The organism is Corynebacterium fournieri, assembly GCF_030408775.1.
GTDB classification, from domain to species: Bacteria; Actinomycetota; Actinomycetes; order Mycobacteriales; family Mycobacteriaceae; genus Corynebacterium; species Corynebacterium fournieri.
In genome coordinates this window covers 343,453-356,298 of record NZ_CP047210.1, presented here as the reverse complement: position 1 = coordinate 356,298, position 12,846 = coordinate 343,453, and the positions used below count along the sequence as shown (strand labels likewise).

Annotated in this window: 10 protein-coding genes; 2 read left to right on the top strand and 8 right to left on the bottom strand. The window is 64.4% G+C overall.

Features of this window, described 5'->3' with window-relative positions; genetic code table 11:
• Nucleotides 1-61: 61 nt before the first annotated feature.
• From tuf to rpsL, 4 genes are all read right to left on the bottom strand, one after another.
• Complete coding sequence (tuf, locus tag CFOUR_RS01650) at nucleotides 62-1,252, bottom strand: elongation factor Tu (protein ID WP_085956816.1); 1,191 nt, start codon at nucleotides 1,250-1,252, stop codon at nucleotides 62-64.
• A gap of 324 nt (nucleotides 1,253-1,576) precedes the next feature.
• Nucleotides 1,577-3,700 carry an elongation factor G gene (gene fusA, locus CFOUR_RS01645; RefSeq protein WP_085956817.1) on the bottom strand — a complete coding sequence of 708 codons (2,124 nt, stop codon included), beginning with the start codon at nucleotides 3,698-3,700 and terminating at the stop codon, nucleotides 1,577-1,579.
• Nucleotides 3,701-3,902: 202 nt separating this feature from the next.
• Nucleotides 3,903-4,370: a 30S ribosomal protein S7 gene (gene rpsG, locus CFOUR_RS01640; RefSeq protein WP_085956818.1), complete on the bottom strand. Its 468-nt coding sequence runs from the start codon at nucleotides 4,368-4,370 to the stop codon at nucleotides 3,903-3,905.
• 3 nt (nucleotides 4,371-4,373) lie between these two features.
• Complete coding sequence (gene rpsL, locus CFOUR_RS01635; protein ID WP_085956819.1) at nucleotides 4,374-4,745, bottom strand: 30S ribosomal protein S12; 372 nt, start codon at nucleotides 4,743-4,745, stop codon at nucleotides 4,374-4,376.
• A gap of 224 nt (nucleotides 4,746-4,969) precedes the next feature.
• Here rpsL and CFOUR_RS01630 point away from each other — a divergent pair, with 224 nt between their 5' ends.
• Nucleotides 4,970-6,268 carry a hypothetical protein gene (locus CFOUR_RS01630; RefSeq protein WP_085956820.1) on the top strand — a complete coding sequence of 433 codons (1,299 nt, stop codon included), beginning with the start codon at nucleotides 4,970-4,972 and terminating at the stop codon, nucleotides 6,266-6,268.
• Here CFOUR_RS01630 and CFOUR_RS01625 read toward each other — a convergent pair.
• The 3 genes from CFOUR_RS01625 to CFOUR_RS01615 are packed head-to-tail and all read right to left on the bottom strand — an operon-like array spanning nucleotide 6,202 to nucleotide 7,948.
• On the bottom strand, nucleotides 6,202-6,849 hold the full coding sequence (locus tag CFOUR_RS01625) for a hypothetical protein (RefSeq protein ID WP_085956821.1): 648 nt from the start codon (nucleotides 6,847-6,849) through the stop codon (nucleotides 6,202-6,204). The genes CFOUR_RS01630 and CFOUR_RS01625 overlap by 67 nt on opposite strands.
• A complete protein-coding gene (locus tag CFOUR_RS01620) occupies nucleotides 6,846-7,343 on the bottom strand; it encodes a hypothetical protein (protein WP_143338947.1) in 498 nt (165 codons plus the stop codon). The genes CFOUR_RS01625 and CFOUR_RS01620 overlap by 4 nt, the downstream gene beginning before the upstream one ends.
• Nucleotides 7,340-7,948, bottom strand: coding sequence for a hypothetical protein (locus tag CFOUR_RS01615; RefSeq protein ID WP_085956823.1), 609 nt, complete (start codon nucleotides 7,946-7,948; stop codon nucleotides 7,340-7,342). The genes CFOUR_RS01620 and CFOUR_RS01615 overlap by 4 nt, the downstream gene beginning before the upstream one ends.
• A gap of 81 nt (nucleotides 7,949-8,029) precedes the next feature.
• On the opposite strand from CFOUR_RS01615, the gene CFOUR_RS01610 reads away from it, so the two are divergent.
• Nucleotides 8,030-8,656 (top strand): DUF1707 SHOCT-like domain-containing protein, encoded by a 627-nt coding sequence (locus CFOUR_RS01610; RefSeq protein WP_085956824.1) that lies wholly within the window; start codon nucleotides 8,030-8,032, stop codon nucleotides 8,654-8,656.
• 106 nt (nucleotides 8,657-8,762) lie between these two features.
• On the opposite strand, the gene CFOUR_RS01605 is transcribed toward CFOUR_RS01610, so the two are convergent.
• Nucleotides 8,763-12,776, bottom strand: a complete 4,014-nt coding sequence (locus tag CFOUR_RS01605) for a DNA-directed RNA polymerase subunit beta' (protein ID WP_085956825.1) — start codon at nucleotides 12,774-12,776, stop codon at nucleotides 8,763-8,765.
• Between the last annotated feature and the right edge of the window lie 70 nt (nucleotides 12,777-12,846).

Here is a 12,846-nt window from a genome sequence, read left to right as displayed (position 1 = left end):
CGCCGCCATCCCCAGCGGGAAGAGCGGCGTTAAGCGTCAGGCGGTTAAGCCAAGGCTCGAATTAGTCGAGGATCTTGGTAACGCGGCCAGCGCCGACGGTGCGGGAGCCCTCGCGGATAGCGAAGCGCAGGCCCTCGTCCATCGCGACAGCCTGGATGAGCTCAACGCTCATGTCGACGTTGTCGCCCGGCATGACCATCTCGGTGCCCTCCGGCAGCTTCACAACACCGGTCACGTCGGTGGTGCGGAAGTAGAACTGCGGACGGTAGTTGTCGAAGAACGGGGTGTGGCGGCCGCCCTCGTCCTTGGACAGGACGTAGACGGAACCCTCGAACTTGGAGTGCGGGGTGTAAGCGCCCGGAGCGATGACAACCTGGCCACGCTCGACGTCCTCACGCTTCAGGCCACGCAGCAGCAGAGCAGCGTTGTCGCCGGCCTCAGCGGTGTCGAGAAGCTTGTTGAACATCTCGATGGAGGTGACGGTGGTCTTCTGCGCCTTCTCGCGGATACCGATGATCTCGACCTCGTCGTTGAGGTTGAGCACGCCACGCTCCACACGACCGGTAACCACGGTACCGCGGCCGGAAATCGTGAAGATGTCCTCGATCGGCATCAGGAACGGCTTGTCGGTCTCGCGCTCCGGATCCGGGATGGCGTCGTCGCAAGCCTGCATGAGGTCCACGACGGACTGAACCCACTTCTCGTCGCCCTCGAGAGCCTTCAGAGCGGAGATGTGGACGATCGGAGCTTCCTCGTCGTAGTCCTGCTCGGCCAGCAGCTCGCGGACCTCCATCTCGACGAGCTCGATGATCTCCTCGTCGTCAACCATGTCGCACTTGTTCAGCGCAACGAGGATGTACGGAACGCCAACCTGGCGAGCCAGCAGCACGTGCTCGCGGGTCTGCGGCATCGGGCCGTCGGTAGCAGCAACCACGAGGATTGCGCCGTCCATCTGAGCAGCGCCGGTAATCATGTTCTTGATGTAGTCGGCGTGGCCCGGAGCGTCCACGTGAGCGTAGTGGCGCTTCGGGGTGTTGTACTCCACGTGGGAGATGTTGATGGTAATACCGCGCTCGCGCTCCTCCGGAGCCTTATCGATGGTGTCGAAGGCGAAAGCCTTGTTCTCATCCGGGTAAGCGTCTGCCAGCACCTTGGTGATAGCGGCGGTAGTGGTGGTCTTGCCGTGGTCGACGTGACCGATGGTGCCGATGTTCACGTGCGGCTTAGTGCGCTCGAACTTTTCCTTAGACAAGGTATGTCCTCCTGGACTTCAGGTGGCTACGGTCTTCGCAACCACGTGGTTTGTACACGCCCCGGCCCGTATCCGTTGATGGGTACGAAACGGGAGCCATTTCACAATGTGCCAGTTACAAGATCCTAGGTATTCAGCGACCAGTTTTCAAACCGGCGCCGCCGTTTCCCCCGGATCGACCTAGAGGGTAACGGCCGGCTCAAACACCGCCAACACGCTGGCGGTACTTCAGCACAGCCGCTGCCCTCCGGGGCTCCTTCCCCGGGACAATCGCCCTACACCGCTGGCACGCGATGCAGTTGCCCGGGGAGGAAGGGAGGCAACTTACTTGTTGCCGTTGCGCTCGTCGATGATGTCCTGCGCGACGGACTGCGGAACCTCAGCGTAGGAGTCGAACACCATGGTGAAGTTCGCACGACCAGCAGTAGAGGAACGCAGGTCGCCGATGTAGCCGAACATCTCGGACAGCGGCACCTTCGCCTTGACGACCTTCGCGCCGGAGCGGTCCTCCATTGCGTAGACCTGGCCACGGCGAGAAGAGATGTCGCCGTTGACGGTGCCCATGTACTCCTCAGGAGTAACAACCTCGACGGCCATGACCGGCTCGAGCAGAACCGGCTTCGCCTTTGCCACGGCTTCCTTCAGCACCTGGGAGCCGGCGAGCTTGAACGCCATCTCGGAGGAGTCGACGTCGTGGTAGGCGCCGTCCTCGAGGGTGGCCTTGATGTTCACCAGCGGGAAGCCGGCGAGGAAGCCGTACTGCATCGCGTCCTGGATACCAGCGTCCACGGACGGGATGTACTCCTTCGGCACGCGGCCGCCGGTGACGGCATTCTCGAACTTGTAGGAAGCGGACTCGCCCTCTTCCAGCTCTTCCGGGTCCGGGCTGTACGGCTCGATGGTGACGATGACCTTCGCGAACTGGCCGGAACCACCCGTCTGCTTCTTGTGGGTGTAGTCCAGGGACTCGACCTTCTTGCGGATGGTCTCACGGTACGCAACCTGCGGGGAACCGATGTTCGCCTCAACCTTGAACTCGCGCTTCATGCGGTCCACCAGGACGTCGAGGTGCAGCTCGCCCATGCCGCCGATGACGGTCTGGCCGGTCTCGTCGTCCAGCTTGACGGTGAAGGTCGGGTCCTCCTCGGCGAGCTTCTGAATAGCGGTGCCCAGCTTCTCCTGGTCAGCCTTGGTTTTCGGCTCGATGGCCACCTGGATCACCGGATCCGGGAAGTCCATGGACTCCAGGATGATCGGGTGGTCCGGGTTGCACAGGGTGTCACCCGTGGTGGTTTCCTTCAGACCGATGAACGCGTAGATGTTGCCGGCGTCAGCGTGCTCGACCGGGTTCTCCTTGTTCGCGTGCATCTGGAAGAGCTTGCCCACGCGCTCCTTCTTGGACTTCGTGGAGTTGAGCATCTGCTCGCCCGGGATGGCCTGGCCGGAGTAGACGCGCACGTAGGTGAGCTTGCCGAAGAACGGGTGGACGGCGATCTTGAACGCCAGAGCGGAGAACGGCTCCTCCACGGACGGCTTACGGGTCAGGTCCTCGGTGCCGTCGACAGAGGTGCCGTGCACCTCGCCGACATCCATCGGGCTCGGCAGGAAGTCCACAACAGCGTCGAGCACCGGCTCGATGCCCTTGTTGCGGTAAGCGGAGCCGCAGTAGACCGGGTAGATCTCGGAGTTGACGGTGAGCTTGCGGATAGCGCCCTTGATCTCGTCGATGGTCAGCTCTTCGCCGCCGAAGTACTTCTCCATGAGCTCTTCGTCGGACTCAGCAACGCTCTCGAGCAGCTTCTCGCGGTACTCCTCAGCCTTGTCCTTGAGCTCAGCCGGGATCTCCTGGATCTGCGGCGGGGTGCCGGTCTCGACCCTGCCCGGCCACACGAGCGCCTTCATCTCGAGCAGGTCGATGACGCCGTCAAAGTCGTCCTCGGCGCCGATCGGGATCTGCATAACCAACGGCTTCGCACCGAGGCGGTCAACGATGGTGCCCACCGTGTAGAAGAAGTCGGCGCCCAGCTTGTCCATCTTGTTAACGAAGCAGATGCGCGGAACGTCGTACTTGGCTGCCTGACGCCACACCTGCTCGGACTGCGGCTCAACGCCCTCCTTGCCGTCGAACACGGCAACAGCGCCGTCAAGCACGCGCAGGGAGCGCTCCACCTCGACGGTGAAGTCCACGTGGCCCGGGGTGTCGATGATGTTGATCTGGTTGTTGTTCCAGAAGCAGGTCACGGCAGCGGACGTAATGGTGATGCCGCGCTCCTTCTCCTGCTCCATCCAGTCGGTGGTCGCGCCACCGTCGTGGGTCTCGCCAACCTTGCGGTTGATACCCGTGTAGAAGAGGATGCGCTCGGTGGTGGTCGTCTTACCAGCATCGATGTGGGCCATGATGCCGATGTTGCGGACCTTTGCAAGATCCTTAAGCACTTCTTGTGCCACGTTGATTACCCCAACTTTGAAGTCGTCGACGCCTTGCGGCGCCGTTGTCGGTCAGTTGTCCTTTGTCAATTCTGCCACTTCATCTCTGAAACGGCAGCGTGAGGTTCGACTCAGCTGGAAAAACCCGGAAACGCAGTGGCTCGCTCCCTGTGGAAGCGGGTATGCAGTTTCCGGGTGCTCCAGCATCGCCGGGCTCCAGCGATTACCAGCGGTAGTGGGCGAAGGCGCGGTTGGCCTCGGCCATCTTGTGGGTGTCCTCGCGGCGCTTCACGGAGGCGCCGAGACCGTTGGATGCGTCCAGGATCTCGTTGGCGAGGCGCTCCATCATGGAGTTCTCGCGACGCTGGCGGGTGAAGGTGACCAGCCAACGCAGTGCGAGGGTGGTGGAGCGGGCCGGCTTGACGTCGACCGGCACCTGGTAGGTCGCACCGCCGACGCGGCGGGAGCGGACCTCGAGGTCCGGGCGGATGTTGCCGATGGCCTTCTCCAGGGTGCCCACCGGGTCGGTGCCGGTCTTCTCACGGCACTGCTCGAGCGCGCCGTAGACGATGCGCTCTGCGGTGGACTTCTTACCGTCCTGCAGGATCTTGTTCACGAGCATGGTGACCAGCTCGGAGTTGTAAACCGGATCCTTGACTACGGGACGCTTCGGTGCTTGCTGCTTACGCATTGTTTACTGTCCCTTCTTCGCGCCGTAACGGGAGCGAGCCTGCTTGCGATCCTTCACGCCCTGGGTGTCCAGCGCGCCGCGGATGATCTTGTAGCGCACACCCGGCAGGTCCTTCACACGACCGCCGCGCACGAGCACCATGGAGTGCTCCTGCAGGTTGTGGCCCTCGCCCGGGATGTATGCGGAAACCTCGATGCCGGAGGTCAGGCGCACACGGGCGACCTTTCGCAGAGCAGAGTTCGGCTTCTTCGGAGTGGTGGTGTACACGCGGGTGCACACGCCGCGACGCTGCGGGGAACCCTTCAGCGCAGCGGTTGCCACCTTGGTGGACTTGTCGTGGCGGCCCTTGCGGACCAGCTGCTGAATAGTAGGCATTGATGCCCTTTCTGTTGGCGCTTCCCGCACACACTAGGCCATACATGCAAAAATGGGGGCTCTTCTTCGGGGCCCTGCCGATTGCATGAACTACCGTGTGAACGAGTCGCATGGAGTTCGTCGTACTTCGCACCGCAAGATACGGGCGAAACCTCCGCAAAACTACCCCAAAGGTCTGCGGAAAAGCAAATGCGTGGCGACGTCCCTCCGGTTACACTGCTGCCATGACCGCCCCCGCGCTGCGCGATTTCGCCGCGGAAAGCCTTATAATTCCGGCCCGAGCTGCCGTGTTGTTGCTGCGCCACCTGCCCCAGTTGGTCACCGCAATCTGCCTCGGACTTGCCGGGCGCCAAGCCGTGGTCTGGATTGCTGTCTGGGTATCCAGCTACAGCAGCCTCGCCGCCAGCCTGATCATGCCGCTGGCACCGCTGTCGGTGATGCTGTCCATTATTGTTTCGCTCTGGCTGCTGCGGCCCTCCCTGCCGTTTCTGTCGGCAACATTTCCGGACCGGGCGGAGACGTCCACCCGAGTGCGCGTGTTGTCCGCCGGCGGCATGCTCATCTCCTTCCTCACCGTCTACGCCACGCACGGGCTGCTCAAGGAAGACCTCGCCGCCTTCCGGCGGGCGGTCACCAACGACGAGTACTTCAACCAGGGCTTCGACGCCGATTTCTCCCGCGCATTCGTCGACGACACTGCGGCGCTGATCGCGTTGATCGCAGGCACCATCGTGTTGCGCAAAATCATCGGCTACTTCGCGCTGGCGGAAAAGGGACTGGGATTTACTTACCTCGCCGCCTACCTGGAAGTGCTGTGGATGGCCACAGTGTCGGTGTTCATTACCAACCGCCTCAGCGCTGTGCAGGATTGGGCGCTGAGCCGCCGTGGGCTCGCACCAGCGCACCAGCGCTATGAAGAGCTCAAAACGGATCTTTCCGAACACACCGGTGTGCTTGGTAGCGCATGGGACTGGCTCGCCGCCCACCTGTCGGCACTGAACCAGCTGGTGACCATCCCGGTCGCGTGGCTCACGCTCGGTGCGGTGATCTTCGGCACAACCCTGGCAGCAAAAGAGGCTAAGGAGGAGAAGGGGGCACCGGAGGGGTCGACAAGCATGCGCTCCCGCATGCGCAAAGCAGCGCGGGGAGAGGCGAAACACGCGCTCGATGAGGCACTGCAGCCGGTCGCTGGCCCCATCAAGACCACCTGGAAGGGGCTGCGCACCCTCGCACGCGCGGGCCTTGTACCCATGACGGTGTTTTGCATCGTGTTCATGCTGGCAACCAGTGTGGAACTAGGCGTGGTGGAACTTGGCCGGATGGTCGTGGGCCCGCAGGACAGCAACGGTGTTGCGGAGCAGGTGATCGCGTACATCCTCGTTGTGGCGCGCGCGGTGTACCTGCTGGTGGTGGTATGCCTGATCGCTTCCGGGTTGGACTACTTCCTGCGCCGCAGCTACACCCCGGCGGGCGGCTCCGGGTCCACGAAGGCTGCCGGTGCCGGCAGCTCAATCGTGAGGTAGTGGGGAAAATCCCACCCGATGTGCAGCCTTGTCGGCTGCACCCCGTCTGGCAGCGCCCAGGGCGTGACCTTGCGCCACTGCTCCGGGCGCGGCGACCCGGCGTCGAGCTGCATCTCGTCCGTCCCGATGTCTGGCGCGCTCACGGTCGGGCCCTCCTCGCCCGGGGGTGTGCAGCCGTAGCGCGAGCTGAAGTCATCGACGACGGAGCCGAACACGGCATCCGTGCGCTGGTACTCCTTGCCGTCCGAACCCGTCACCCACATGCGGCAGCCAGCGAGCACGGATTCTGCCGGTGCACCCCACTGCGTAAGTACCGCCCAGATGGTGAAGCCGTCCGGGGCGTGCAGGCCGATCTGATGTCCGTCCTCCACGGACTGAAACCCCAGCACCTCAACGTCCGCTGCGTGGCGGGCGCCGTCGAAGTTGGCGACGGGAAGGTCGAAGTTCGCGGGGGCAGAAGCCTCGAACGCGCGCTCCTGCGACCACGACCACGGGCGCACCAGGCTGAAATACGGCTGCGATGAGGCCGCGAGCATGAGCGCGGCCGCGACCGGCGCACTGACCCACCAAAGCTTGTTCACAACCACACCCCCGAACGCACCACGTCTGCCTCCGCGGCCAACTGGCCCAACGGCACCACAAGCTGCGGGCCCATCTGGTTGCTCACGTACAACATCAACTTCGCGCCCTCCGCTTGTTCCGCGGGCATCTCAAAGACAAGCGTGCACTCGCTGCGCATCCCCGGGTAGGTGGATCCGCACGCGTTTCCCACCGTGTTGGCGGAGGCGTACACGGTGCCGTCGGCACTTTCAATCTCCGCGCCGAGCAGCACCTGCTTATCCGGCACGAATTGGTAATCCACCATGACCCAGTCGGCGTCGGTGGCGGTGCCGTTGAAGGTTTTCGCGGCCGCGACGTTCACATCCTGCACAGCGCCGATGATCGGCGCGGTGGATTCGGAGTAAAACGGCGCCGCCGCGCGCTCAGCGGCGCTGGGCAACGCGTCGCGGATTTGCATGCCGCCCACCAGCAGCGCCAGCGCCGCAGCGGTGGCCCACACTCGCCGGGATCTCATCGCAACCTCACTTCGGCCGCGGTATTGCCGGTCAGCCACGTCGTGTTGCCGTCCAGGAAGGACGTGCGGTACTCCATGGAACGCAGCACTAAAGTGTCCGCCTCAGCCGCGGGCTGGGTGCCGGGCTCTGCGCGGAACAGGACCACAACGTCCATGGGCACGCCCGGGTTCAAGGTGAGCGACTCCGACAGCGGGACCTCCTGCAACTGGTCGCCGTCGGTGACGCGATGGTCGGCAACCTGCATTCGCGGCTGCGTTTCGTCTTGCTCGGAGTACTCGAGCTGGAATGCCAAGTGCCACTGCTGCGCGTGGATCGGCCGGTCTGCCGTGTTGGTCAGCCGCATCTCCACTGCCCGTGCGTCGTCGACGACGTAGCTGCGCCGTACCTCCACTTCGAGCGGTGTGACCTGCAGTACCGTCGCTTCCGGCGCCGCGGTCAGCACGACGCCTTCCGGGTCTGCCTCTTCGAAGCCTCCGGCCAGCCCGGTCACTCCGGCAAGGGCGAGCAAGCCGGCTATGGAGGCGTTGGCGCGCGTGCCGATGTCGGAGGCGACCGATTTGGCCAACCCGCGCACCGACTGGCGCTTCGCCGACTTTTCATTCACAGGTGGAATATAAGCAGAGTATGGGCAGCTTCGCGCGGCATTCGCCTGCCGACGCCACCTTCGGCGACTACCGTATTCAATATGGACAACACGCCTGAGCCACGCAAACGCGCTACCGACTCCGACCGCGACAGCACCGCTAAACGCCTACAGGACGCGTTCGCCGACGGTCAACTCTCCATCACCGAGTTCGACGAGCGCTCCCGCGCGGTGTACAACGCCACTTACACTGATGAGCTGCCCGCTCTCACAGAGGACCTCTCCCCCGTCGAACATCCCCACCGCGCGGTGGCGTCCCACGCCTCGCACGCCCAGGTCACCGGGGAGCCCGGCGGCACCGCGTTTTCCGTGTCGCTGATGGGCGGCTCCGAGCGCACCGGCGAATGGCTCGTCGCTCCGGCGCACACCTCGTTGACGCTGATGGGCGGCAACTCCTTGGACCTGCGCGAGGCTCGGTTTTCTGCGCAGGAAACTGTGATCAATGCGGTGGCTTTGATGGGCGGCATCGAGATCATCGTGCCCGAAGACGTCCGGGTGGTGGACAACGGCGCCGCACTCATGGGCGGCTTCGGCATAGAGGACCACCCCTCCTGCACCATCTCCCGCGATGACCTGCCTGCCAACGCCCCCGTGCTGCGTATCCGGGGGTTCGCGCTGATGGGCGGGGTGGGCATCGTCCGCGCAGCCCGCGGCGCCAGGGTGGATTAGACACGGTTTAGACCCGACACAAAAGAAGCGCCCAGCTCCCCGTTAAAGGAGACGCCGGGCGCGTTACGCAGACCTAGCTAAAAGCCAGAAGTGCTGGGCCTTGCGTTTACAGCTCCTCGAAGCCGAACTCGTCCATCGGGACGGAGGCACCGGTGAACTCGCCGTAGCCGTCGTCGCCGTAGATGGAGTCGCCGAACGTCGGGATCGCGTACGCGGCGGAGCGTGCCGCCTCGGTCGGCTTGACCTGGATGTTGCGGTAGCGGGAGATGCCCGTACCGGCCGGGATCAGCTTGCCGATGATCACGTTCTCCTTCAGCCCGATCAGCTTGTCGGAGCGCTTGTTGATCGCGGCGTCGGTGAGCACGCGGGTGGTCTCCTGGAAAGAGGCCGCCGACAGCCAGGACTCCGTGGCCAGCGAGGCCTTGGTGATGCCCATGATCTCGGAGCGCATCTCCGCCGGCTCGCCGCCGTCCGCCACAGCTGCGGCGTTGACCTGGCGTGCCTCGGAGAGGTCAACCAGGGTACCCGGGAGGAACTCGGTGGAGCCCGAGTCGATCACGGTGCCGCGGCGCAGCATCTGGCGGATGATGATCTCGATGTGCTTGTCGTGGATGGACACACCCTGGGTGCGGTACACAGCCTGGACCTCGTCGATCAGGTGCTTTTCCACACCGCGGCGGCCCAGGACCTCGAGCACGTCGTGCGGGTCGGCCGCGCCGCGGAGCAGGCGCTCGCCCACCTCGACGTGGTCGCCCTCGCGCAGGCCGCGCTCGATCATGGCGTCCGGGTTGGACTCCATCGGGCGGCGCACCTGAGCCAGGCCCTGGCGCTTGGACAGCTTCTCGTAGACCACCACGTCGGAGCCGTCGTCCGGGTGGATGGTCAGGGTCCAGAAGTTGCCCTCGTCCTCGAGCGAGATGGTGCCCGCCACGGAAGCGATCGGTGCGCGGTTCTTCGGCACACGGGCCTCGAACAGCTCCTGCACACGCGGTAGACCGCCGGTGATGTCGCCGCCGACACCGCCCTGGTGGAAGGTACGCATGGTCAGCTGCGTACCCGGCTCACCAATGGACTGTGCAGCCACGATGCCCACGGCCTCGCCGATGTCGACGAGCTGGCCGGAGGCCATGGACTTGCCGTAGCACTTCGCGCACACGCCGGTCGGGGTCTGGCAGGTCAGCACGGAGCGGACCTTGATCTGCTCGACGCCGGCGGCCACGAGCTCGTCGATACGCTCCTCGCTCAGCTCGGTGCCGGCCTCGATGATCACCTTGCCGTCGGCGTCGGTGACGTCGGCTGCGACAACGCGGCCGGACACGGAGGTCTCCACCAGGTCGTGGCGGCCGAAACGGGTTTCGTCGCCCGAGCCTGCGAGTGCGACGGCAACCGGAACCTTGACGCCCTGGCGGGTGCCACAGTCCTCTTCGCGGACAATGACGTCCTGCGCCACGTCCACCAGACGACGGGTGAGGTAGCCGGAGTCCGCGGTACGAAGCGCGGTATCGGCCAGGCCCTTACGGGAACCGTGGGAGTTGTTGAAGTACTCCATCACGGACAGGCCCTCGCGGAAGGAGGTCTTGATCGGGCGGGTGATGTACTCACCGCGCGAGTTCACGACCATGCCCTTCATGCCGGCCAGGGTCCAGATCTGGCGCATGTTACCGGCAGCACCGGACTTCACGATCATCGGAATCGGGTTGTCGTCCGGGTACAGGTCCTCCACGGCCTGACCCACCTTGTTGGTGGCATCCTGCCACAGCTCCACGAGACGGTCGTAACGGTTCTCCTCCGTCAGCGCACCCTTCTCCCAGAACTTGCGCTCGATGGCCTCGGCTTCCTTCTCGTACTGCTCGAGTACCTCGATCTTGTTCGGCAGGATGAGCACGTCGGACATGGAGATGGTCACGCCGGAACGGGTCGCCCAGTAGAAACCGGCGTCCTTCATCTTGTCCAGCACCTGCGCGACGGTGATCATCGGGTACTTCTCAACCATGGACTGGATGATGTCGCCGAGCAGCACCTTGCCGGAGCCGCCGCCCTTGCGCACCATGGCGCCTTCCTGGTACGGGAAGTTGAACGGCAGCAGCTCGTTGAACATGATGCGGCCGAGAGTGGTCTCGGTCATCCAGGCCTGGCCCTTGGTCCAGCCGTCCGGGAACTGCTCCTTCTCAATCTCCGGCGTCGGACGCAGGTGGTCGATGCGGACCTTGATCGGAGCCTGCAGGCCGAGCACGCCCAGGTCGTAGGCCATGATGGCCTCGCGGTAGGACGAGTACACGCCGCGCTCCGGGCCGTTTTCGTCGGCAGGCGCGTATGCGCCCTCGCCGCCGATCTCCTGCGGGCCCTTCACCATGGTCAGGAAGTACAGGCCGGTGACCATGTCCAGGCGCGGCATAGCCAGCGGCTTGCCGGACGCCGGGGACAGGATGTTGTTGGAGGACAGCATGAGCACGCGGGCCTCCGCCTGCGCTTCAGCGCTCAGCGGGAGGTGGACAGCCATCTGGTCGCCGTCGAAGTCGGCGTTGAACGCCTCACAGGCCAGCGGGTGCAGCTGAATGGCCTTACCCTCGACCAGCTTCGGCTCGAAGGCCTGGATACCCAGGCGGTGCAGCGTCGGTGCGCGGTTGAGCAGCACCGGGTGCTCCGAAATCGCCTCTTCGAGCACGTCCCACACCTCGGGGCGCTGGCGCTCCACCATGCGCTTGGCGGACTTGATGTTCTGCGCGTAGTCGTTGTCCACCAGGCGCTTCATCACGAACGGCTTGAACAGCTCAAGCGCCATACGCTTGGGCAGTCCGCACTCGTGCAGCTTCAGCTGCGGGCCGACGATAATCACGGAACGGCCGGAGTAGTCCACACGCTTACCCAGCAGGTTCTGGCGGAAGCGGCCCTGCTTGCCCTTGAGCAAGTCGGACAGGGACTTCAGCGGGCGGGTGCCCGGGCCGGTGACCGGACGGCCGCGACGGCCGTTGTCGAACAGGGCGTCAACGGACTCCTGCAACATGCGCTTCTCGTTGTTCACGATGATCTCGGGCGCGCCCAGGTCGATCATGCGCTTCAAACGGTTGTTGCGGTTGATCACGCGGCGGTACAGGTCGTTCAGGTCCGAGGTGGCGAAGCGGCCGCCGTCGAGCTGCACCATCGGGCGCAGCTCCGGCGGGATCACCGGGATCGCGTCCAGGATCATGCCGGCCGGGTCGTTGCCGGAGCGCTGGAACGCGGCCACAACGCGCAGGCGCTTGAGCGCGCGGACCTTCTTCTGGCCCTTGCCCTCGGCGATGATGCCGCGCAGCTCCTCGGCCTCTGCGTCGAGGTCGAAGTTGCGGATCAGGGTCTGGATCGCCTCTGCGCCCATGCCGCCGGTGAAGTAATCCTCGTAGCGGTCAACGAGCTCCTCGTAGAGGTTTTCGTCGATGATCATCTGCTTCGGCGCGAGCTTCTGGAAGGTGGTCCAGATCTCGTCCAGGCGCTCAACCTCGCGCTCGCCGGCCTCGCGCAGGTGCTGCATCTCCTTGTCGGCAGCGTTTTGCACCTTCTTGCGGGCAGCCGCAGTTGCGCCGGAGGCCTCGAGCTCTGCGAGGTCCTCCTCCAGCTTCTGGGCGCGGTCCGCGATCTCGGAGTTGGTGTCGTCCTCGACATCCTTCTTCTCCATCAACATCTCCGCCTCGAGGGTGGACATGTCGGTGTGGCGAGCCTCCTCGTCGACGGAGGTGATGATGTTCGCCGCGAAGTAGATGATGCGCTCGAGGTCCTTCGGCGCCAGGTCCAGCAGGTAGCCCAGGCGCGACGGGACGCCCTTGAAGTACCAGATGTGGGTCACCGGAGCGGCGAGCTCGATGTGGCCCATGCGCTCGCGGCGCACCTTGGACTTGGTCACCTCGACGCCGCAGCGCTCGCAGATGATGCCCTTGTAGCGCACGCGCTTGTACTTGCCGCAGGCGCACTCCCAGTCGCGGGTCGGGCCGAAGATGCGCTCGCAGAACAGGCCGTCCTTTTCCGGCTTGAGCGTGCGGTAGTTAATGGTTTCGGGCTTCTTTACCTCGCCGTGGGACCAACGGCGGATGTCGTCGGCGGTGGCCAGGCCGATGCGAAGCTCGTCGAAGAGGTTTACGTCAAACACGTAAAAATTCCTTTTCTTCTAGGTGTGTGCTGTTCGTTCGTCGTGCCGTCGCAAAGCACTTGCTTTACGA